19 protein-coding genes are annotated in these 23,338 nt (G+C 46.3%); 13 read left to right on the top strand and 6 right to left on the bottom strand.

Annotated elements, in window-relative coordinates:
* Positions 1–86 precede the first annotated feature (86 nt).
* Both GXP69_RS06710 and GXP69_RS06705 read right to left on the bottom strand, forming a co-directional pair.
* Positions 87–662 carry a DUF3109 family protein gene (locus GXP69_RS06710; RefSeq protein ID WP_163913672.1) on the bottom strand — a complete coding sequence of 192 codons (576 nt, stop codon included), beginning with the start codon at positions 660–662 and terminating at the stop codon, positions 87–89.
* An 891-nt stretch (positions 663–1,553) separates the two neighbouring features.
* Positions 1,554–3,233, bottom strand: coding sequence for an ankyrin repeat domain-containing protein (locus GXP69_RS06705; RefSeq protein WP_163913670.1), 1,680 nt, complete (start codon positions 3,231–3,233; stop codon positions 1,554–1,556).
* Between the two features lie 248 nt (positions 3,234–3,481).
* On the opposite strand from GXP69_RS06705, the gene GXP69_RS06700 reads away from it, so the two are divergent.
* The 5 genes from GXP69_RS06700 to GXP69_RS06680 all read left to right on the top strand — a co-directional run bounded on the left by GXP69_RS06700 (position 3,482) and on the right by GXP69_RS06680 (position 9,267).
* Complete coding sequence (locus GXP69_RS06700) at positions 3,482–5,734, top strand: ATP-dependent helicase (protein ID WP_163913668.1); 2,253 nt, start codon at positions 3,482–3,484, stop codon at positions 5,732–5,734.
* 176 nt (positions 5,735–5,910) lie between these two features.
* Positions 5,911–6,579, top strand: coding sequence for a DUF4290 domain-containing protein (locus GXP69_RS06695; RefSeq protein WP_163913667.1), 669 nt, complete (start codon positions 5,911–5,913; stop codon positions 6,577–6,579).
* A gap of 3 nt (positions 6,580–6,582) precedes the next feature.
* Positions 6,583–7,890, top strand: a complete 1,308-nt coding sequence (gene murA, locus GXP69_RS06690; protein WP_163913665.1) for a UDP-N-acetylglucosamine 1-carboxyvinyltransferase — start codon at positions 6,583–6,585, stop codon at positions 7,888–7,890.
* A gap of 132 nt (positions 7,891–8,022) precedes the next feature.
* Entirely contained in the window at positions 8,023–8,829 is an 807-nt protein-coding gene (locus GXP69_RS06685; protein ID WP_163913663.1) for a DUF4349 domain-containing protein, read from the top strand.
* 123 nt (positions 8,830–8,952) lie between these two features.
* Positions 8,953–9,267: a hypothetical protein gene (locus tag GXP69_RS06680; protein ID WP_163913661.1), complete on the top strand. Its 315-nt coding sequence runs from the start codon at positions 8,953–8,955 to the stop codon at positions 9,265–9,267.
* 103 nt (positions 9,268–9,370) lie between these two features.
* Here GXP69_RS06680 and GXP69_RS06675 read toward each other — a convergent pair whose 3' ends face one another.
* Positions 9,371–10,570 (bottom strand): THUMP domain-containing class I SAM-dependent RNA methyltransferase, encoded by a 1,200-nt coding sequence (locus GXP69_RS06675; protein ID WP_163913659.1) that lies wholly within the window; start codon positions 10,568–10,570, stop codon positions 9,371–9,373.
* Between the two features lie 478 nt (positions 10,571–11,048).
* On the opposite strand from GXP69_RS06675, the gene murB reads away from it, so the two are divergent.
* Positions 11,049–12,065, top strand: coding sequence for a UDP-N-acetylmuramate dehydrogenase (gene murB / locus GXP69_RS06670; RefSeq protein WP_163913656.1), 1,017 nt, complete (start codon positions 11,049–11,051; stop codon positions 12,063–12,065).
* 157 nt (positions 12,066–12,222) lie between these two features.
* Positions 12,223–12,687, top strand: a complete 465-nt coding sequence (locus GXP69_RS06665; RefSeq protein ID WP_163913654.1) for a lipocalin family protein — start codon at positions 12,223–12,225, stop codon at positions 12,685–12,687.
* Positions 12,688–12,749: 62 nt separating this feature from the next.
* On the opposite strand, the gene GXP69_RS06660 is transcribed toward GXP69_RS06665, so the two are convergent.
* Positions 12,750–15,137, bottom strand: a complete 2,388-nt coding sequence (locus GXP69_RS06660) for an endonuclease MutS2 (protein ID WP_163913652.1) — start codon at positions 15,135–15,137, stop codon at positions 12,750–12,752.
* Between the two features lie 205 nt (positions 15,138–15,342).
* On the opposite strand from GXP69_RS06660, the gene GXP69_RS06655 reads away from it, so the two are divergent.
* The 5 genes from GXP69_RS06655 to chrA all read left to right on the top strand — a co-directional run bounded on the left by GXP69_RS06655 (position 15,343) and on the right by chrA (position 19,446).
* Positions 15,343–15,798: a YhcH/YjgK/YiaL family protein gene (locus GXP69_RS06655; protein WP_163913650.1), complete on the top strand. Its 456-nt coding sequence runs from the start codon at positions 15,343–15,345 to the stop codon at positions 15,796–15,798.
* Between the two features lie 35 nt (positions 15,799–15,833).
* The gene (locus GXP69_RS06650) at positions 15,834–16,667 is read left to right on the top strand and encodes a M23 family metallopeptidase (protein WP_163913648.1); all 834 of its coding nucleotides are present in this window, start codon (positions 15,834–15,836) and stop codon (positions 16,665–16,667) included.
* A gap of 147 nt (positions 16,668–16,814) precedes the next feature.
* Positions 16,815–17,417 carry a helix-turn-helix domain-containing protein gene (locus GXP69_RS06645; protein WP_163913646.1) on the top strand — a complete coding sequence of 201 codons (603 nt, stop codon included), beginning with the start codon at positions 16,815–16,817 and terminating at the stop codon, positions 17,415–17,417.
* A gap of 56 nt (positions 17,418–17,473) precedes the next feature.
* Entirely contained in the window at positions 17,474–18,313 is an 840-nt protein-coding gene (locus GXP69_RS06640) for a sulfurtransferase (protein ID WP_163913644.1), read from the top strand.
* Positions 18,314–18,318: 5 nt separating this feature from the next.
* Entirely contained in the window at positions 18,319–19,446 is a 1,128-nt protein-coding gene (gene chrA, locus GXP69_RS06635) for a chromate efflux transporter (protein ID WP_163913642.1), read from the top strand.
* A gap of 11 nt (positions 19,447–19,457) precedes the next feature.
* Here chrA and GXP69_RS06630 read toward each other — a convergent pair whose 3' ends face one another.
* Together GXP69_RS06630 and GXP69_RS06625 are read right to left on the bottom strand one after the other, a co-directional pair.
* Positions 19,458–19,760 carry a hypothetical protein gene (locus GXP69_RS06630; protein ID WP_204281937.1) on the bottom strand — a complete coding sequence of 101 codons (303 nt, stop codon included), beginning with the start codon at positions 19,758–19,760 and terminating at the stop codon, positions 19,458–19,460.
* 20 nt (positions 19,761–19,780) lie between these two features.
* A complete protein-coding gene (locus GXP69_RS06625; RefSeq protein WP_204281936.1) occupies positions 19,781–20,590 on the bottom strand; it encodes a CPBP family intramembrane glutamic endopeptidase in 810 nt (269 codons plus the stop codon).
* A gap of 229 nt (positions 20,591–20,819) precedes the next feature.
* On the opposite strand from GXP69_RS06625, the gene GXP69_RS06620 reads away from it, so the two are divergent.
* Positions 20,820–23,273, top strand: a complete 2,454-nt coding sequence (locus GXP69_RS06620) for a T9SS type A sorting domain-containing protein (RefSeq protein WP_163913640.1) — start codon at positions 20,820–20,822, stop codon at positions 23,271–23,273.
* Positions 23,274–23,338 lie beyond the last annotated feature (65 nt).

The following is a 23,338-nucleotide window of genomic DNA, read 5'->3' as shown; positions in this document are numbered from 1 at the left end:
TAAAACAACCAAATATAGTTTGCAAAATAAAAAAGGGATGTAGTTTGTAGCTACATCCCTTTCCAAGTTATAAACTATAGTTTGCCTTAAACTTTCTCAGGCTTTTCTTCCATCAACTGTGTTAACTCGTTATACCAGCCCTCACCATACTTGCGAATAAGCGGCTCTTTCAAAAACTGGTATACTTTCACGCCTAAGTCTTGACCAAAGTTGCAGGCAGATGCACAAATACTCCAGCGGTCGTAGTTCAACGCCTCAAAGTCATCATATTTCGTGATTCGGATCGGGTACAGGTGACATGAGATTGGCTTTTTCCAGCTGATCTTGCCATCATAATAGGCCTGTTCTATGGCGCACTTTAAAATCCCCCGCTCATCGTACAAGGCGTAGGCACACTCACGGTTTTCTATAGTTGGTGTTGAGTAATCACCTTCAAAATCTGTGATGTAAAGCCCCTGCTCTTCTACGGCCAGTTTGCCGGCACCTGTCATGTAAGGCTTAATGTGCTCGTAGTTGTCGGCCAGTATTTTTAGTTCATCTTCTTCCAGAGGGGCTCCCAGGTCGCCTTCTACGCAGCAGGCGCCTTTGCACTTCTCGAGGTTACAAACAAAGAAATTATCGCGGATGTCGTCGCTGATAACGGTATTCTGAAGGACTATCATGATTCTACTATAAACGTACTTTAAGTGCACTTAAGAAAGACAAAGGTAAGGAGAAAATAGTTTAGAAGGGTTCTATGTTATAGTGGGATATAGTTTATCACTTGTTATTTCGAGCGTTAGTCGAGACATCTTTTATGTCCTTTTCTGCATTGTCATTTCGAACGACGTGAGAAATCTATCCCAAACTATAGTTAAAGTTATCTTTCTATAGTTAGCTGTAGTTGCCACTGGACATAAGCAGTTCGTGCTATAGTTGCTTTTGATCCTGGGAGCTTTACTTATCTATCGTTTCAAGCCAGCTTTGGTGCGCTCACGGCCGCGAGGCCTCGTCTTTGGGCATCGCGCTGCTGCCTTCTTGCTACCCTCGCTGCGCTCGGGTTGCCTGCCGGCACCGCAACAAGTCAAAGGCGCTCAACCCAAAGACTGAAATTACTCGATAGCTACCACTATAGTTTGATTAAGTAACTATAGTTGCTTGGCTTTTCGTGGTGATAGTTCTAAAGGAACAGGTAAACCTGTCCTGCTCATGGTATGCAACTATAAAACTATAGTCGATGAGTTAGCAGCAGTTAAAATTCCCCTCTTGGGAGGGGCAGGGGTGGGTTAATTGCCAACTATAGAACTACAACTCAAGTTGTAACTATAGCAGGAATGTCCCCTTGAGGGAACTATAGGGGTGTTGCATGCTGACAATAGAACCATAGTTGTCAACTAAAGCAAAAGCCCTAATCCCAATTCAGACAAATACCTGTCCCTGCCGGACCAGTTGCGTTACAAACTCAACTCTATAGTTAGCACGGGTTACAAACCCGCGCCAGCAGAATGTTTTACTGCAGCAACTATAGCAATAGCTATACTCCTTCACCTGTTTTTAGGGGAAAGCTGGAAAGATTACTGCTGTTTAGTCGGAGAACCTGCCGCCATCAGAATATTCTGCACATTCTCGTGGCTGGTATAGTCTATAGCTGCTTTACCGGACTGATCCCGCAGCTTTGGATCGGCTCCGGCCTGTATCAGTGCCAGAATGATCTCGAAATTGGAGTTAAGTTCACAAGCAAGTATAAGTGGCGTTTTCCCTTCGTTGTTCTGGATATTGGGATTAGCACCAGAGGCAAGTAATTTTTCCAGCTCCATAATACCCAGGTGCTGTCCGCTGGTAGAGTGCAGCGCTGCAGTAAGGGCCGTATTGCCTTCTTTATCTTTTATGTTCAGGTCTGCCTTATATTTGATCAGGGTATCCAGCAGTTGTACCTGCTCCTGCTCAAATAACTGCGAGTTGTTAATACGGGCACCAGCTACCGTGTGGTGTAGCGCAGTACGTCCATCTGAGTCCTGAGCATTTACGTTGGCACCATTTCTTAGTAATATACCAGCCATTAACGGGCGTACTTCGGGTTGATAAATCACACCATAGTCTTCTAAAAGCAACGGTATATAAAGCGTGTTCATCAGGGGTGTGCGGCCATGCAACTCCTCTGCTTCATAATCGTCTGGTATGGCAGTAGTATTTACGTTTGCCTTACTTTTAAGAGCGCGCTCCAGCATGTCCGGATTACGATTAATAGACGCAATTACCAATTTTTGATCAGCTGTCTGGTTCATGTAGCGCAGCTGCTCATATGCGCTTACACTACCCTTCGAAATGGCCTGTCGGTATAGTTTGCGGGCATCATCAAAGTTCGGTTCTCCCATTGTTCCCTCTTCATATAGCAATCCTAAAGTATAAAGCGCTTCGCGGTCGCCGGATTCTACGCCCTTCTTAAGCCAGAAAATCGCCTTTTCCCTATTCTTCTCTACTCCTTCCCCATCCAGGTAAAGGTTTGCCAGGTTTGTATAAGCTACAATGTCGCCTTTGTTGGCAGCGCGGTTCAGGTAATTAAAGGCATAGCCCAGGTCTTTCATTTCGCCATAGCCAGTGTAGTACATGCTGCCCAGCATACGGTTACTGAAAGCGTCGCCTTCTACTGCCTTTTCACGGATACGCACAGCAGCAGCGCGCATTTTCTGCAAAAAATTTTGCTTGTCTTCGTCAGAGCGCAGCACCATTAATTCGGCCATACCCAGGTGGCCCAATGGGCTGTTTTGCTCCAGAGCCATCTCATAATAATAACGCGCCGAGTCTGTATTGGCAGAAAAGAACCTGCTACGGTTCTGGATCTCTATAAGCGTGTCGATCTGTACCGTATCGTATTTCAACTCACGATACTGGTGCATGCGGCCTAAAAAGTATAAGGCGTCGCTCTCGCCTTGTGCAGCTGCTTCTCTGAACTTCTGCTGTGCCTGCTGGTATTGCTGCGAAATATAAAATGCCATAGCCTCCTGCATAGCCGGAGTTTGCCAGATCAGTTTTTCGGCAGGTTTTGGGGCAGCGGGAGTAGCTGCCTGCTGTGTTGCTGGTTTAGTGGCAGTCGAAGCCGGCTTTGCAGTGCTGGTTTTGCCAACTGGGGCTTTAGCTTTAGTAGATCCTGTTTTGCTTTGCGCAATGCTAAGCTGGGCGGCTAAAAAGAACAGGACCAGTAGCAACAGGTTCTTTTTTGTAAGGGTAAGGGTGCGGTGTTGTATAAATATCATTCGTTAAAAACTCTTCTGCAGAAGTTAGGTTTCAGGCAAAAATAGCCATTAACAGCTTCTAATTCAAAATGGAATGCAGGTGCTGTCTTCTACCTGCAATTTCCGGGCCTGAATAAAGACCTGTTATAAAACGCTTTTGATTTAGTTATTGTTCATAGGATGCCGTTAGCACCAATTTGCAATGGCGGTTCAGAATACGGATTAGTATTCGTAAATTGCGAAGATTATTAGCACGCCCAGGAGAACAAATGGATTATATTAGTTTATTGAACGAGTCGCAGCGCAAAGCAGTATTGCACACCGATGGCCCAGCCATGATTATTGCGGGTGCCGGCTCTGGAAAAACAAGAGTACTTACTTACCGGATCGCTCACCTCATTAGCCAGGGAGTGGATCCATTTAACATACTGGCCCTTACCTTTACCAACAAGGCGGCCAAAGAAATGCGCCACCGTATCGAGAAAGTGATCGGCAACGAAGCCAAAAACATCTGGATGGGTACGTTTCACTCGGTATTCTCACGCATCCTTCGCGCCGAAGCCGACAAAATTGGCTACCCAAAGAGCTTTACCATTTACGATACCGACGACTCCAAAACGCTCATTCGCAATATTGTGAAAGAGATGAACCTGGACGACAAACTATACAAACCAAACGTGGTGTTGGGCCGTATCTCATCAGCCAAAAACAAACTGATATCGCACAAGCAGTACATGAGCGACCCGGTAATACAGGCCGACGACGATGCTGCCATGCGCCCGAAGATTGGCAAGATATACGAGCAGTACCAGAACCGTTGCTTTAAGGCTGGCGCCATGGACTTCGACGACCTGTTGTTCCAGACCAACGTGCTTTTCCGCGACCATCCGGATGCGCTGAATAAGTACCAGAACATCTTCAAGTTTGTGATGGTGGATGAGTACCAGGATACCAACTACTCGCAGTACCTGATCACGCGTAAACTGGCTGCCCAGAACCGTAACATTGTGGTGGTAGGTGATGATGCCCAGTCTATCTATGCCTTCCGTGGAGCTGATATCCAGAACATCCTGAATTTTGAGCGCGACTACCCGGAATTGGAAGTATTCAAACTGGAGCAGAACTATAGATCAACCAAAAACATCGTTAACGCGGCTAACTCAGTTATCAAAAACAACTCGGCACAGCTGAAGAAAGATGTTTTTACCGATAACGAGCAGGGCCCGCTGATTGAAGTAATAAAAGCGAATTCGGATAACGAAGAAGGAAAACTGGTGGCTACTACCATTTTCGAGGAGAAGATGAACAACCACCTCTCCTACGACGACTTCGCTATTCTATACCGTACCAACGCGCAGTCCAGGGCCATGGAAGAAGCCCTTCGCCGCATGAACATCAAGTACAAAATTGTAGGCGGCCTGTCCTTCTATCAGCGCAAGGAAATAAAGGACCTGATCGCGTACCTTCGCTTAACGGTTAATCATAACGATGAGCAGGCATTGCGTCGTGTCATAAACTACCCGAAACGCGGTATTGGTGAGACCACTGAATCCAGGATATTTGTTACTGCCGACGAGGCTAACCACAGTGTTTGGGAAGTAGTGCAGAACGCAACAGAGTTCATGGGCAATCGCGTTGGAACGGCTATAGAGAACTTCTCTTTGATGATCCGCGAATTCGCTATTATGGCTGAGCAGAACGATGCTTTTGAAGTGGCCAAACACGTAGCCAAGCGCTCAGGTATCGTAGATGATCTGTACCAGGATAAGACGGTAGAAGGCCTTGCCCGCTACGAGAACATACAGGAATTACTAAACGGTATCAAGGAGTATGTAGATGACCCGGAGAAGGAAGATAAAAGCCTTTCTGCGTTTCTTCAGGATATTGCTCTTATTACCGATGCCGATACCAAGGCAGATGAACAAGGTGAACACGTTACTCTGATGACCATTCACTCAGCCAAAGGTCTGGAGTTTAAAAACGTGTTTATAGTTGGCATGGAAGAGAACCTTTTCCCGAGCCAGATGATGCTGAACTCCCGTGCTGACCTGGAAGAAGAGCGCCGCCTGTTTTATGTAGCCATTACGCGTGCCGAAAAGAAACTATACTTAACTTACGCGACCAGCCGCTACCAGTGGGGCAACCTGCGTGCCTGCGAAAAAAGCCGTTTCCTGGATGAAATTGATCCGAAGTACCTGAACTTTAAGTATGGCGACTCGGGCAACACGGCAACCAATAGTGTGTTTGAACGCGTACTACAGCGCAAGAGCAGCATCAGCAGCTTAGTGCAGCCGGCACCGCGCAAACAAGCCGCTACAGCCTACACCGCCCCTGCCGACTTCACCCCAAGCGACACCAGCAACCTGGCAGCCGGCATGAAGGTAGAGCACCCTAAATTCGGTTTTGGCGTAGTAACCAAAATGGATACACAAGGCAACAGCTCTAAAGCAACTATAAACTTTGACGAAGTAGGCGAAAAAACCCTTCTCCTGAGCTTTGCCAAACTACGAATACATGAATAATTAGAAATTATGGATTAAAAATTAGAAATTGATGCCTTGAGTTTTGTCAGCCCTACCCTGAACACACGACATGACTCAAAACTTCTGACTCGAATTTCGTAATTCATAGGTGCACCCGGTGCATTATTTACCATTTCTAATTTCTAATTCATAATTTTGAATTTATATAAAATCTAATGGAAGCAAGTACCTCCTTTAAACAAGAACTGCTGTTGCGCGAATATGGCCGCAATGTGCAGGACCTTGTAAATCATATATTGACCATACAGGACAGAGCCGAGCGTACGCGCTTGTCGCAGTTGCTGATAAACCTGATGGCCAAGCTAAACCCACAGCTCCGCGACACACAGGACTACCAGCAGAAACTATGGAACCACCTGTTTGTGATGTCGGGCTCGCAGTTGGATGTGGATGCTCCTTACCCGCTCAGCGCGATGGAGTACCTGAACGACAAGCCGCAGCGCATGACCTACCCGCTCGAAACGCCAAAGTACAAACACTATGGCCAGAATGTGGAGCTGCTGATAAAGCGTGCAACCGAGCTGGAAGACGAAAAAGAACGTGAAGCGGCCATCATCTCCATCGGTAAACTGATGAAAACGCTGTACCGCTCTTATAACAAGGACAGTATAACCGACGATGTGATCCTCAACGATATCCGACAGTTATCGAAAGGCAAACTGAACATGGACCTGGCTTACATTGAGAGCAACAACCTGTTTGAGTCTAATGTAGGCGGCAGTAACCGTCAGGATAACCAGCAGCGTAACCAGCAGCAAAACCGCGGAGGCGACAACCGCAACAGAAATAAGAATACCCGATCATCCAACCAACGAAATAAATAGTACATGGCTTCTTTTGAAGTAATAGGTGGTAATAAACTAAAGGGCGAGATCATCCCTCAGGGAGCTAAAAACGAAGCATTGCAGATACTTTGTGCTGTGTTGCTTACACCTGAAACCGTTACCATTTCCAATATTCCTGACATCCGGGACGTAAATAAACTCATTGAATTGCTGCAGGGCTTAGGTGTTAAAGTAGAAAGACTTTCTGCGGATACCTATAGTTTTAAGGCAGATAACGTAGACCTGGACTACCTGGATACGGAAGCATTTGTAGCGCAGGGCCGTGCCATCCGTGGTTCGGTGATGATCGTGGGACCGATGCTGGCACGTTTCGGTAAATCTAAAATGCCAAAGCCAGGTGGCGATAAAATAGGCCGCCGCCGTCTGGATACCCACTTCGAAGGTTTTGAAAAGCTTGGAGCGAAGTTTAAGTACAATGCTTCTGACAACTTCTTCAGTGTAACGGCTGATAGGCTGAAAGGCGCTTACATGCTGCTGGATGAAGCCTCAGTAACGGGTACAGCTAACATTCTGATGGCTGCCGTGCTGGCCGAAGGTACAACCACTATTTACAACGCTGCCTGCGAGCCTTACGTGCAGCAGCTTTGCCGCATGCTGAACCGTATGGGCGCTAAAATCAGCGGCATTGGCTCTAACCTGCTGGTAATTGAAGGCGTGGAGAAACTGGGTGGCACCGAACACCGCATGCTGCCGGATATGATCGAAATCGGTTCGTTTATTGGCCTTGCCGCTATGACGGGCTCTGAGATAACTATAAAAGACTGCCAGATTCCGGAGCTTGGTCTGATACCAGATACCTTCCAGCGTTTAGGTATTAAAATGGAATTCCGTGGCGACGATATTTACATTCCGGCACAGGACCATTACGAGATTGACACTTACATTGACGGCAGCATTCTGAACATTTCGGACCACACCTGGCCGGGCTTAACGCCTGACCTGCTAAGCGTGGCGCTTGTGGTAGCTACACAGGCGAAAGGAACGGCGCTGATTCATCAGAAAATGTTCGAGAGCCGCTTGTTCTTTGTAGATAAACTGATCGACATGGGTGCACAGATCATTCTTTGCGATCCGCACCGTGCAACCGTTATCGGCCATAACAACAACATTCCGTTACGCGGCATCCGCATGACTTCCCCGGATATTCGCGCCGGCGTAGCCCTGCTTATTGCAGCACTTTCCGCCGAAGGTACCAGCATCATAGACAACGTAGAACAGATTGACCGCGGTTACCAAAACATCGACGGCCGCTTAAACGCCATTGGCGCACAGATAAGACGAATACAGTAAACTATAGTTTATAGTTTAACCCAAAAGAGCATCATTCCATAGTTTGGAGTGATGCTCTTTTATTTTAGCACTTTTAAGCTGATAGGTTACTTTTCTTAAGTGTCTGTATAAAGCAGTAAAACCTATACTATCATGCGCAATCTCCTGAATACTATAGTTATCCTGCTGTTACTGATCAGTTTCGGTTGCCAGAAAAACATGGATGCTGAACAAATGGATGCATCAGAAAGAGCTGAGTATTCCCTGGTCTCTCCAAATTCTGAAACCTCAACTATAGCAGACAGAAAAATTATAAGGCAGGCTTTACTGCATTTTCAGGTGGAGAATTTAGAGGCTAGCAGCAACAGAATAGAAGCGCTTGTAGCTAAGTATGGTGGCACTATCACGAACAACCAAAGCTATAGCCAGGAAGAACGTATAGAATCCAACTATACGATAAAGGTTTTGCCTGCTAAATTAGATAAGCTGGTAAAAGATATACAAAGTGAAAGTATATTTCTGGATAACAAATCAGTTACTGCAGATGATGTAACAATGCAGTATGTGGACGTGGAAGCGCGTGTGAAAGCGAAACAGGCTGCCAGAGACAGGTACCTGGAATTGCTACAGCAGGCAAAGAAGGTGGAAGATGTATTGGCTATTGAAGTGGAGTTAAATAAAGTACAGGAAGAACTAGAGTCGGTGCAGGCCCAGCTGAAGGCACTTCAACAACAAACCAGTTACAGCACCATAAACCTGACCATGTACCAGTTAGTGCCAGCCTCTTATACTGATCGCACCAGCTTTGGCTCCCGAATTACTTCTGCGATTGGTGGTGGGTGGCAGTTGTTCAAAACGCTATTAGTCGGAGCAGTTTACCTTTGGCCGCTGCTGGTTTTAACTATAGCTATTATTACCTTACTCCGCTGGTACAAGAACAGGCAGAGAAGCGTAGTTTAGAAGGAGCGTTTCATCTTTCTTTTTGGCATCTAAAGGAGAATAGGAATCCTACTCAGGGCAAACCTCGTTGACTTTATACCAGTCACTGAGGGCAGACAATAAAAGCAATTAAAAGCTATATGAATGGATAGTATATTCTGGACAGCCTATAGTAATGACGAAAGACATGCTGCGATAAATAAATTACAGCATGTTGTTTCAGCTTATGGTGATATTGTAGATACTACGTTTTTCTCTGACATCTCATTGAATATAAAGATCGAAATAGAGGAATCAAGAATTGATAATTTGTATGATGCGTTGAGAACTATAGTAGGGATTGACAAATTTGAACACTTGGACTCAAACAGTAAAAAAGAGAGAGTGGTCTTCCTGAATATTACATTCAACAAGGGAACAGGTAATCTAAAAATTGAGGTTCCTGCTGTACCTGGCTGATAATAGAAAAGTAACTAGCTGTAAAGATGAAAACAGGAGCTTATGATTACTTTTAAATCTGATAAATTAAAGTAATCATAAGCTCCTGTCAAACTATAGCTACCTACTCCTTCCCTTCTCTCCTGCTGCCACTATACAGCTCATACTTAAGCAAGCGACAGTCTATAGCACCATTGTAAAGCGGAATGCGGCGCGAGGCGCGCAGGCCTATGGTTTTGGCAGCTTCCAGGTTACCGGTAAATACAAAGGCGTCGTAGCCCTGGTAGTTTTGCTTCAAGGTATCGCCGATGTTCTTGTATAGTTCAAAGATGTCGTCGGAAAGAATTCGCTCATTATAAGGCGGGTTCATCACCACTACCCCCTGCTCCGATGGAGCCTGGGTTTTAAAGAAATCAGCCTGCTCTACTCTAATCACGTGCTCGAGGCCAGCGTTATTGATGTTGGTACGGGCAGCTGCTACGTAATCTTCGTCTATATCGTAGCCAATGATCTCGGCTTGCGGCTCACGTTTTTCCTTGGCTTCAGCAGTTTTCCAGACCATTTCAAAAAGTTCTTCATTGTAGTCGTTCCACTTCTCAAAGCCAAACGGGTCACGATGAAACAGGCCGGGTGCAATGTTCTGTGCCATCATAGCGGCTTCAATCAGAAAGGTACCAGAACCAGCCATCGGGTCCACAAATGTAGATTTCTTATCCCAACCACTCAATGAAATAATGCCAGCAGCCAGTACCTCGTTAAGCGGAGCTACGTTAGTCTGCAAACGATAGCCACGGCGGTGCAGCGAATCTCCTGACGAATCCAGGGACAGCGTTACCATGTTTTCGTGCATGTGCAGGTTCAGGCGAACATCCGGGCGAACTTTATCTACCGAAGGGCGCTCTCCGGTCTTTTTGCGGAACTGGTCAACTATAGCATCTTTGGTAAGTTGGGCCACAAACAGCGAGTGCTCAAACGTGGAGTGGCTTACTACTGAATCTATAGCAAAAGTCTGGTCCAGCCCAAAGTATTCGCTCCAGTCTGTTTTCTGTACCTGTTCGTACAGATCGTCTTCGTTGCGGGCCTTAAAGTTACGGATCGGCTTTAGAATACGAATAGCAGTACGACACCACAAATTGGCTTCGTATAGTTGGCGCAAGTTACCAGAGCAGGTTACCACCCGGTTCCCGACTTTCACATATTCCATTTCCAGGGCACGCAGCTCTTCGGCCAGTACTTCTTCCAGCCCGGCCAGCGTGGTGGCTATAATGTTAAAGTTCTCGGTAGGTTTTTGCTTCTGCTTCGGTTTAAAACTCGTTTTCGCCATAATCTATAGTTGTAATTCTGCAAAGATACACATTGCAGTTAGAAAGTCTGGAAGTTAAAAAGTTAGAAAGTGATTGTTTAAACAGCAGATTAATCAGGATTTGATGGATGTCAATTTACGTAATTGCGTTTTATTGTCTGAATCAGGATTTTAGGATGAACAGGATTTCAAAAAGTACCTGTGATATAAACTATAGTTTAATCTGGCGCCGGTATCTAACCTCTGACGCAGGGTGCGCGTGAGTCTTCAGACTCGCTAGGCTATAGTTGCAAAACGACGCTGAACTACAGTCAAATCAATCGTTCCATAGCGGAGACACAACATCTTGCGTCTTTACAATCTGTTTAATCCATAAAATCCTCATTAATCCCGGTTCAGACAAAATCAAAAACATCTATAGTTCATCATACCTTTCTAACTTCCAAACTTTCTGACTTTCTAACTTCAATGCTTTATCTTTACAGCAAATAATCCGCTTATGAAACTGCAGTCTGATTTTCCGCTTAAGCCTTATAATACGTTTGGCATCGATGTAAAAGCCAAGCTTTTTGCCCGCTTCGACAGCGTGCAGGAACTACAGGAGCTATTGCAAATGCCGGAGCTGAAGCAGGAACAGAAACTGATACTGGGTGGCGGCAGCAACCTGCTGTTTACCAAGGATTTCGATGGTGTAGTGCTTCAGAATGGCATAAAAGGCATCGAAATTATCCGGGAAGATGAGAACTATAGTTACGTAAAAGCAGGTGGCGGCGAAGTATGGCATGCGTTTGTACTTTACACGCTGGAGCATAACCTGGGTGGTGTAGAGAACCTTTCGCTAATACCAGGCACCGTGGGCGCTGCACCTTTGCAGAACATAGGCGCCTATGGAGTAGAACTGAAAGACGTATTTCACGAACTGGAAGCCGCACACATCGAAACAGGTCAGACACAAGTATTCACCAACCAGGATTGCCGGTTTGGCTATCGCGAAAGTGTTTTCAAAAACGAACTGAAGGGTAAGTTCATTGTTACGTCTGTAGTTTTCAAGCTGCACAGAACACACCAACTAAACACTAGCTACGGCGCTATTAAAACCACTCTGGAGGAAATGCACATTACGCAGCCAACCATACAGGATGTAAGCGCCGCCGTATGCCACATCCGCCAGAGTAAGCTACCTGACCCGAAACAGATTGGCAATGCCGGCAGCTTCTTTAAAAACCCGGAGATACCTGTTGTATTGTTTGATGTGCTGAAAGCGCAGTACCCGGAAATGCCTGCTTACCCTGTATCGGAATTAACGGTAAAAGTACCGGCTGGCTGGCTGATAGAACAATGCGGCTGGAAAGGAAAAGTGATCGGTAACTATGGCGTGCATAAGAACCAGGCGCTGGTACTTGTAAATTATGGCGGGGCATCCGGCCACGATGTACAGCAACTCGCCTTCGATATTATCCAGTCTGTAGAAGAAAAGTTCGGGATCAGATTAACGCCTGAAGTGAACATTATGTAGCCAAGGGTCCGCGCAAAGGCATCAGATATTTAGTAGAACATTTCAGGTAGCGCGGCGTATTTTTTCCTGCGCAGCAACTATACTGGCTCTGGTAAATTATACTGTTGGCTAAAATTCAGCGTTTAGTTGCTATGTGTATCACTTTATATTTTGAACTATGAAAAAACTACAGCTTCTCAGCTATTTGTTTGCAGCCCTGTTTATGGTAACTATGGTTAGCTGCAATGACGACGACGATAACGATAATGTGACACCTGACCGCGAGGGGTTGCTGGTTGGTAAAACATGGCGTGGCGACAAAATCTTTGTAAATGGTGTGGATCTTACAGCTACAAAACCAGGCGGGGTTGACGTAACGACCATCAACATTGTGTTTAAAGCCGACGGTACATTTACAGGAACACTGGTTGATGACGATAATTCGAACGATACAGACTCAGGCCGCTGGACTTTATCAAGTGATGGCACAAAGCTTACCTTAACCGATGATGACGATAACAGCAGTGATGATGACGATGATATTATTCTAACTGTTAACCGGCTTACAGCAACTGAACTATGGCTGGAAGGTGATTTTTCCGGAACGGGCCAGGCAATAGAATTCCGGTTTGTGAAAGAATAACTATAGCATTAAAAAAGGCTCCTGATGATGGGAGCCTTTTTTAATGCTATAGTTTGTAGTTGCTATTTCAGAACAGCTAGTGTTGCACCATCGCCGCCGCGTTCTTCGGCTTCGCTGCCCAGGCTGGCTACTTCCGGCACAGAGTACAGGTAATCGCGCACTACTTGGCGCAAAATACCGTTGCCGCGGCCGTGTATGATCTTGATTTCCGGGATGCCCAGCATAATGGCTTCGTCAGTGAAATTCATTACTTTGGTCAGCGCATCTTCAGCATACTCTCCGCGAACATCCAACGTGCTTCCGAAATCAGCCATGCGCTGCGTAATGTTCATGCCACGGGTATAGCCTTCTTCGGCTTTCTTCTGCTTTTTGGTCTGGGCCTCGGCACGCTCCAGGTTTCCGATTTTAACTATAGTTTTAAGGCCACCGAAAAGTACTTCAGCTGTTTTGCCCTTTATACTTACAATCTGCCCTACCGAGTCCTGACCAACCAACGCCACAGTGTCGCCTTCTTTTAATGGGCCGCCTGTTGCAATGCGTTTATGTGCCGGGCGCGGTTCTTCTTTACGCACCTGCTCGTTGGCAAAGGTTTCCAGCTCACGGCGGGCTTCTTTGGTTTTCTCTTTCTCGGCCTGGCTTTGTTTGATCTGCTGTATGGTTGCTTCTATTTTCTGGTTGGCATCTTTTAACAGCAGCTTCGCTTTGCCTTTGGCTTCGCGCATCACATCCTGCTTGCTCTCCTCCAGGAAGTTTTTCAGGTCGTTGTACTCTTTTACATTGCGCTTCAGCTTCTGCTCCAGTTTGGTTGCTTCGGCCAGTTTCTTTTCCAGTTCCTGCTTTTCGGTTTCGAGTTCTTCCAGCAAGCGGTCGTAGCGAATTTTGTCTTTACCAACCAGGCTGCTGGCTTTGTCAACTATAGCTTTCGGCAAACCAATTTTACGGGCAATCTCAATGGCAAAAGACGAACCTGGTTTCCCGATCTCGAGCTGGTAAAGTGGTGCCAGGTTTTTATGGTCGTAGCGCATGGCTCCGTTTACAATGCCAGGCGTTTTCTCGGCAAAGTTTTTCAGGTTGGTATAGTGTGTCGTTATCACACCATACACTTTGCTGTTGTTAAGCGTCTGTAGCACGGCTTCGGCAATTGCGCCGCCTAATACCGGCTCAGTACCTGTTCCAAATTCATCTATCAGCACCAGGCTTTTGCTGTCCGCTACCGTCACAAATTTCTTCATGTTGGTCAGGTGCGAACTATAGGTACTCAGGTCGTTCTCTATCGATTGCTCATCCCCGATGTCGATAAAGATGTCGTGGAAAATACCCGCTTCGGAGCCATCTTCTACCGGAATCAGCATACCCGTTTGCAGCATATATTGCACCAGGCCTACCGTTTTTAGGCTTACCGATTTACCGCCGGCGTTTGGTCCTGATATCAGAAGAATACGCTGGTCGCGGTTCAACTCTAAATCCATGGGCACAGTAGGTTTACCCAGCTGGCGGTGCGACAAGTAAAGTAATGGGTGCACAGCTTGTTTCCAGGCGATATGTGGATGCTTGTGCAGCGTTGGCATGGTAGCCTCTACGCGACGCGCAAAAGCTGCTTTGGCACGGATAAAGTCCAGCAACCCTAAATACTGGTAGGCCTTGCGCAGCTCCGGAATGTGATGGCGCAGCGTATTGGTCAGGCCTGTCAGAATACGGATCAGCTCGCGGTGATAAGCGTTCTCCAGGTCTTTGATGTCGTTGTTCAGCCCAAAAATAGATTCCGGTTCGATGTAAACTGTCTGCCCGGTGTTCGACTCATCGTGGATCAGACCTTTTACCCTGCGTTTGTGCTCGGCAATAACAGGAATTACCAAACGACCGCCGCGTATAGTTGGCTCTGCATCATCGGGTGTCCAGCCTTCGTTTTTGGCGTGGCGGATGATGGAGCTTATCGTTTTACGAAGGGCACCCTGCTGCGAAATCAGATCGCGTTTCAGGCGTTGTAGTTCTGGTGTAGCATCGTCGCGCACGGCGCCGGCATCATCTACCACTTTATCCAACGCAGCAATGAGTGTTCTCTCTACGATTACATCGGCACCAAGGGCTTTTAAGGCTTCAAATTTTCCTTCTTCGGTGCCCGAAATAAAGCGCTGCGAATCGCGGATGGTACGCAACGACATTTTTATCTCGAAGAACTGCACCACATCCAGGAACGTGCCCGGAATGGCGGCTCTGTCGAGCGCCGCCGTTACGTCAAAATAATGGCTCAGCGGAATCTCGGCATCGGACTCCAGCAGTTGTTTAAATTCGTTGGTTTGTTGTAACAGTCGCTGCACCAGGTCGTGGCGGTTCAGAAACTGCATGCGGTTTACGAACTGGCAGCCCAGCGGACTTAAGCAAAGCTCAGCCAGCATTTCACGCACTTGCGCAAACCCGATCTTTATTTCAAAATTTTCTGGATAGATCAATGGATATCTCTTAATTTAAGGCAAATTTAGCATTTTATAACAAGTATAAACGGGTGTTTCGTTCGATGGAATGCGATTATGACAAAGGAAATTTTGACAAAGGACATAGGACTTTAAGTTTTAGCCGAATGAATCTTTTGTCCTTTGTCACAAAGTCAAATTATTAACTTTCAAACTTCCAAACTTTTTAACTTTCTAACTATAAATGGTTCTCGATAAACTTGCCAATGCCGACCGTTACGTTTGCATGCACCCACTTTTTGCGCAGGCGTTTAAATTCTTACAGGAAACCGACCTGGCAACTATAACCACCGGCGTTCACGAAATTGAAGGCAAAATACTGTTCGCGATTGTTTCGGAAGCGGCCGGTGTAACCAAAGACAAATATAAACTGGAAGTGCACCGCAAGTACATCGACATACAGTACGTAATCTCGGGCACCGACCACATGGGCTGGAAAGACCTGGCCCTTTGTGACGAGCCCAACGACCCTTACAACGAAGAACGAGAAGCTGCTTTTTTCCCCGACAAGACCGAAAACTGGTTTGATGTGCCCGCCGGTTCTTTCACCATTTTTTACCCGGATGATGCACATGCTGCTATGGTTACAGGGGAGCGTATAGTGAGAAAGGTGGTATTGAAGATCGCGGTAGAGGCTTAGCTATGGTTGTATTCCCAGCGCTTAGTTAGTACAGCATGCAGAAACTGTTCCTGTTACTTCTTTTAGTTACCGTTAGCTTTTCAGGTTGCCAAACCCGGAAACTGCCTGCTGTGGTGCATACCCAATACTCCTATTACAAATCTTATAAAACAGAAAATAACCAGTTACAAATCAACCTTCAAAACCCACTGCATTGCCCTCTAAGGGTCTGGGTTAAGAGCCCGGACAAGGAAATGCAAACTGTGTTTGATGCGATCAATCCGGTGGTAATAAAAGCTCAACAGGATACTGTGTTGTATTTCCCTGTCGCTGGTAACACCAACTATAGCATTTCCTTTGCGTCACGCCTGGGTGATACTTCTAAGGAAATTAAACCCATTGCACTTGCATTACCATTCCCTAAAAACAAAGCGTACCGAGTTATACAAGCCAATAACACAAACTATACGCATAACAGCGACTGGGCCAGGTATGCCGTTGATTTTGACATGGCTGTTAACGATACCATTTGCGCTGCCACCAGGGGGTTTGTGGTGGGCGTGATAGATGACTATAAACTGGGAGGCACCGGAGCTGAATGGAAACCTTATGCAAACTACATAACCATTTACGAACCTAATTCCGGGCTATTTACACAGTATGTGCACCTTGTTTACAAAGGGAGCCTGGTAAAAATAGGTGATATAATAGAGAGCGGTCAACCCATCGCTTTATCTGGTAATACCGGGCAAACAAATGCGCCGCACTTACACTTCAACTGTTTGGTACCGGCAAATACAAATGATGGTTTAAAATCAGTACCTTTTGAGTTTTTAGGAGGATACAAAAGCCAGGAACTTAAGAATGGTGATTATCTGGAAAACAACTGAGAACTTGTTTAATGTCGGTTACCATACAACCTATAGTTTAAGTAAATAAAGTGATTTGGCAGAACTGGCATAAACATGTCGCACAGGTGTCGCAAGAGCAACACAAACTATTAGTCATCTTTACTGCTGAACTTTATTGAGATACAAATGAACAGAGAAGATTTAGCAGCAAAGGTCAGGGTGCTCAGAAAAAGAAAGGGCTTTACGCAGGAGCAATTAGCCGAAGAGTCGATGTTAAGTTTGCGGACTGTGCAACGAATTGAGAAAGGCGAAACCGTACCACACGGAGATTCTTTAAGGAAATTAACAGCTGCGTTAAGTGTCACTCCGGATGATATTCTGGAATGGGCTCCGGTAGATGACAAAGGGTACCTGACTGTATTACATCTGACAGGTTTAGCTCTCATTTTTCACCCAATGCTGGGGATTATTATGCCATTGTTAGTCTGGATTCTGAAGAAAGACAAGATCATACTAGTGAATGATTCCGGGAAAAAGCTACTTAACTATCAGCTAACTTTTGCGCTTGTGCTCTATACGTTAACCTTTATTCTTAACAAAGGCAGCTATATTACATTCGATATATCGGCGATCAATATTTTAGCAAATCTGATCAGCATATTTACCATAGAAGCATTGGTTATTACCTTGCTCTACTTATATAGTACAGGTTTAATATTTTTTAATGTAATGAGAACCCGAAAAGGGCTGAAAAGTAGCTACTTCCTTTCTATCCCATTTCTGAGATAAAAATGATCACATCTGTTTTAAGGTATCAAATACAACTCACTGTTTAATTATAGCCAATGCTCCCATTAATCAAACCTCAGGAACTGGCCACTATCTTTTCAGACGCGAAGTTAATACTGATTGATGCCCGAACTGGCCCTCAGGCAAGACAAAACTATAGTTCGGAACACCTGGCCGGAGCACTTTTTGTTGATCTGGATGCTGACTTAGCGCAAAAAACAACAAACCCCGCCATTGGTGGTCGTCATCCGTTGCCAGATATCAGTGAGTTTGCGAAGCTGGTCGGCGAGCTAGGCATAATTCCGGAGAGCCATGTGGTGGTGTATGATGATAAAAATGGGGCTAATGCTGCTGCGCGATTCTGGTGGATGCTGCGAGCTATGGGCCACACAAAAGTGCAGGTGCTGGATGGTGGCTATGCTGCTGCACTGGCTATCGGCATACCTGTAAACTCAGGTTCAGAAGAAACTATAAAACAACCGCCTTATCCGCATACCACCTGGCAATTACCTATCGCAACTATAGTCGAAGTAGCGCAGGCCGCTCAGAGCCCCGATGCTCTGGTGATTGATGTGCGCGAGGCAACCCGCTACCGTGGCGAAACCGAACCAATAGATCTTGTTGCCGGCCATATTCCGGGTGCGGTTAACATCCCGTTTGCAGGAAATCTTGCAGCTGACGGTACTTTTCTGCCTTCCGAAGTCCTGAAACACAACTATAAACAGGCATTTGGCAACCGCACCGCTGCTGATGTGATCGTGCATTGTGGCTCCGGGGTTACAGCCTGCCATACTATAGTTGCTATGGAGCAGGCCGGGCTGGGCATTCCCAAATTATACGTAGGCTCCTGGAGCGAATGGTCGCGAAATGACAGGCCAATAGCTACCGAACAATAGTTTAAATGAGCACAGAATTAAGAGAGCTTACAAAGCTTTTCCTGAAGCTGGGTTTTATAGCCTTTGGCGGACCTGCCGCACATATTGCCATGATGCAGGATGAAGTGGTGGTGAAACGAAAATGGATGAGCGAGCAGCACTTCCTGGACCTGATCGGCGCTACTAACCTGATCCCTGGCCCTAACAGCACCGAACTGGCCATCCATATTGGTTACGACCGTGCTGGATGGAGGGGTTTGCTGGTGGCTGGTCTTTGCTTCATCCTTCCGGCTGTTTTTATAACCGGCTGTTTTGCCTGGCTCTACAAAACCTATGGGCAGCTACCACAACTACAGCCTTGTCTCTACGGCATTAAACCTGCCATTATTGCCATTATACTAGCCGCCGTTTTTCCGCTGGCTAAGAAATCGCTGAAGTCGGTTTGGCTGGGTGTGATTGGAGCAGTAGCCCTGGCACTGGCTATAGTTGGCGTAAGCGAAATCTATGTCATGTTCGGAGCAGGTTTTGTGGCATTGGCGGTGGCCTATATCCGGAATAAAAACAGATCGGTACCAGTCCATAGTTTTTCACTTCTCTCTCTTGTTCAGGCTACTGGCACTGTGCTACAGGCGGTAAGCAATACCAAGCTTTTCCTGATTTTTCTGAAGATTGGCGCAATACTTTACGGCAGCGGTTATGTGCTTTTCGCATTCCTGGATACTGAACTGGTAGCAACCGGCCTGTTGACGAGACAGCAATTGATAGATGCCATTGCGGTAGGGCAGTTTACGCCGGGGCCGGTCTTCTCGTCGGTTACGTTTGTGGGCTACCAGTTAAATGGATGGACTGGTGCGGCAGTGGCAACTATAGGTATCTTTCTGCCATCGTTTGTATTTGTAGCCTTTCTCAAGCCCATTGTAAAGTACATGCGAAACTCCGCACTGATGGCTGCATTCCTGGATGCGGTAAATGTAGCTTCGGTGGCCGTTATAGTTGCTGTTTGTGTGGAAATGGGCCGCGATACTATAACTGATTGGCGAACTATAGTTATTGTCATCCTCAGCATTGCCATCACCTTTGGTTTCCGGAAAGTAAACAGTGCGCTGATTGTAATAGGCGGTGCTTTGCTGGGTTATCTGCTAACCCTGATCTGATCAAACTATAGTTATCGTATTTCAACCGGCTTATCAAGCTGAAGAGCAGCTTCTCCATAGTTCTCTTCCGGAAAGAATTCTTTGCTTATCTTGAGTATGGCAAACAGGTGGTGTTTCAGCTTTTCCTGGTTTATCGTTTCTCCTTTCAGCGCGTCCTGAGCCAGATGCAAAGCCAGATCGGCTAAGAGCAAACGTCGCTTTTCGATCCACTCGGGCGTGTTTTTGTACACAGCTTCTTCCGGGTAGAAAGACTCTAGTTTTGCGTGCGCGTCATCTACCAGTTTCAGCACTGCTTTGCGTTTACCCAGGTTCATTGTCTATAGTTTAGTCCGTGTTAAACAGCTACTCCGGTGGAGGGTTTTAATTGCAAATCAGCCGGGGCTTGTGCCGGCTTTTTGTTCCGGAGCAGCAGGTAAACTACCGGGAAAATCAGTGCTGTAATACCAATGCTTACCCATTCGTACACCACACCATCCTGTAACTGATTTACCTGCCACATGCCCTGCCCGTTAAAGCCGAACATGGCCCGGTACATCATGTTAGCACCCCAGTGTATGCCAATTGCCATCCAGATTGCTCCGGTCTTTACTACCGTATAAGCTAACGAAATACCTAATACTGCCGAGAAAATGAAATTGGTTATAGTTATGCCTTCGTTCCAGGAGTCGTCCAGCGCATAAACTATAGTTGTGAAAAGGATGTAAAAAGCCATCAGGTTGTTTCTCCTGAAATAAGGCAACCAGTACCCTCTGCAGATCACATCATTCATCGCTGAGGCCAGCAACATGCCAACCAACGCCTGCGCTAACATAGGTACGATGTAACCAGTCTCCATCATGCCGGTTACCTCAAACTTACCCATCTGGTAAAATGCCAGGTACTTCACACACCAGTTCAATAAACCAATTACAAAGCCGAGCATCAGAAACTTAAACCAGCCTTTATGTAGCTGCAAGCCAAAATCGGTTACTCCTTTCAGCTTTAAAACATACCTGGCAAACAGGTGCGCCACGGCATAAAACCCGAAGGCATAGGCCAGCCAGGGCAACACATCCAGGGTAATTAGTCTTGGAATGAGATTGAAGTACAGATCGAGCAGCAGGAAGCCGACGATCCAGAGCAACAGATGGCCCTTATTTTTCATAGTTGTTTGGTTAGCAGTTTTATAGCAAATGTATGAGTTTAAATTACTTGTAGTCAGATATTTTTTAGAAGCAGATCATCTGCAACTTCCCGCCCTTTCCAATCATCCTGTTTACACTATTCTCAGATGATCCCGCCAAATATAAATTACTTTTACAATAAACGATCGTAAATTAATACCAATTTACTTATACTTTTAAATGTTATGACACCAACTTTACTCCATACTTATGAAAACACTTATTACAGCAACTTTATGGATGCTTTTCCTTAGCATTCAGTGCTTTGCACAACCCGAACCTAAAAAAAATGCTCCTCCGCTCGAGCACAATCCCAAAGCGGTAGGCTACATCCAATCGTTCACGCTAATTGACCCCGACACGGACAGTGACATACGAACCTTAGCCCAGAATGACGTAATAAATGCCGGCACTCCAATAAACATCAGGGTAAATACCGAAGGCAAAGTAAGAAGCATGCTGATAACGATCAGCAACGGTGATACCCGCATAGACAACGACGAACCCTATAGTGTAGCCGGAGACCAAAATGGCGATTACAGAGCCTGGCTGCCCGAGCCGGGGGTTTACACTATAAGCGCTACCCCTTACAACAACACCCGTGCCCGCGGCAAAGAAGGAACTACCGTTACCATGCAGCTAACCGTGTTACCTGTTAGCCCACCCAATATAACGTTTACGCTGATAAATGCCGAAACGAACCAGGACCTGATGGTACTAACCGATATGACCGAGTTGAACCTTGCCCAGGTGCGCGGCATAAAGCTGAACATACGGGCTGATGTAGACTGGAATTTAACTGAAAGCGTAACCATGGACCTGACCGGTATTGTACCGGCAAGCAGAACCGATAACGACGCACCTTATACCTTGCTTGCGGAAGATGCAGATGGCTGGGCTCCTACGGAAGGTATTTACACCCTTATGGCTACTGCCTATAGTCAGGATAATGCTGATGGCCGGGCAGGAGCAACCAAAACCATATCGTTTACTGTAAACCGCGACGAAGGGGAACCGAATTATGCTTACCGGGATTACGTGGAGCTAAATAACCTGATGGTAGTGTATACTAATACTAACGGGGGCACGCTGCCCGCCAACTATGCCGATGTGCTGGCCAAGGCTCTGGAAGAGCTGAATATGTTCTACTGGCGCCACTCTCACATGACCCTCAACCTGAATTGGACGGTGCTTGTGATCGATGAGTACTTGGAGCGCGTACACGAAAACGGCTATGTTTACCCGCATGAAGTAGACGCAGACCTCCGGAGCAGGAATTTCCCGGTTGATACCTATGATGCAGTAGGCGCATTTGTTGTTGGTGGCGGTGCGTATGCCTGGGGTGTAAACCAGGTATTGGGCAAAGGTGCCTATTTTCAGGTACCCTGGTGGGAAGAGCACTACCAACTTTCGGCGTTTCTTATGCATGAATTCAACCACGTGGTAGATGCCATGTTCCATAACGCAGGCCTCCCCGAATACCCTTCTAACCACCCCGGTTCGGCGCGCGTTTTTGGTGAATTTATACCTAACAGCAGCCACTCCTGGGACCTGAATGCACAAATAATACAGCACTGGGACAAAAACCAATGGTATGAGCTGTTTTATAAAGGCAACTGGGGATCTATACTGCAGGCTGTAGATAACGAACAGGATGGCTTTCCGGATAATGAGCCCAACGTACCTTTTGACGAAGCCAGGTTTGGCAGCAGCCCTACTACTGCCGATACAGATGGCGATGGACTTCCGGATCTGGAAGAAGCTATGGCCGGTATCTTTTTGACCTTAAACCCTCTCAGTGCTGACAGCGATGGGGATGGCATACCTGATGCCCAGGATACCGAACCGCTTTACCCTATTAACGCTACTATACCGTTCACAGAGAATTTCCCGTTAACAGAAGATATAACAGATTGGCCCCTGGCTGGTACTTATTTCTTCCAGCGCGAAGTAAGCGGCGATGCCTCCTTTTACCTCGCTTACTCATCCGAACGCTTGTTTATAGGTGCTAAACTACCCACAGCCTGGCACGAGATCAGAATTATTATAGATGCCAACAACGACGGTGTTTTTTACGGCAGCGACAACATTGAAATAGTGTTTGACAGAGACCTGGTGCAGGAACTTAACTTACTGGATGTAAATGCCGTGCCTGTGGGCAGCCACGAAGACTATATCAGGATACCGGATATTACGTACAATTATGCCACCACTGTACGCCACGAAGTTGGCTGGAGTAGTTTTCAGTTTGCCCTGAACCGGCTGAGCCAGTACGGCCTCGACCTGCAACCAGGCGAACAGATCGGAATTAGTGTACACGTTATTGGCTATGGCTTTATGCTGGAACACGACGACCTGATGACCTTTACTTTCGGCGACCAGGATCCTTTTACAGCCAGCACTTCGGAATTGCTTAAGAAGCAGGCTAGTAAAGCCTTTGTATACCCTAACCCTGCCAGCAGCCAGATCAGCTTTGTGGCTGATGCGAACGAAGCAACCGGTACCTGGCGCATTGTAGATAGCAGAGGCAGAGAAGTACAGCGCAGCAAAATACGCACGTCCGGACCTGAAACGATAAATATCAAATCGCTTCCAACTGGTTTATACATATTGCAGATTGAGTCCGCGGCCGGTAAAAAGAGTTATAAATTCATCAAGAACTAACCCAACTATAGATTAATAAAACTATAAAGGCTCCTGGTTAAGGGAGCCTTTATAGTTTTATTAAT

Source organism: Pontibacter burrus (genome assembly GCF_010686685.1).
GTDB lineage: Bacteria > Bacteroidota > Bacteroidia > Cytophagales > Hymenobacteraceae > Pontibacter > Pontibacter burrus.
Note: the sequence above shows the minus strand (reverse complement) of the source record. Positions and strands in the feature narration are given on the sequence as shown.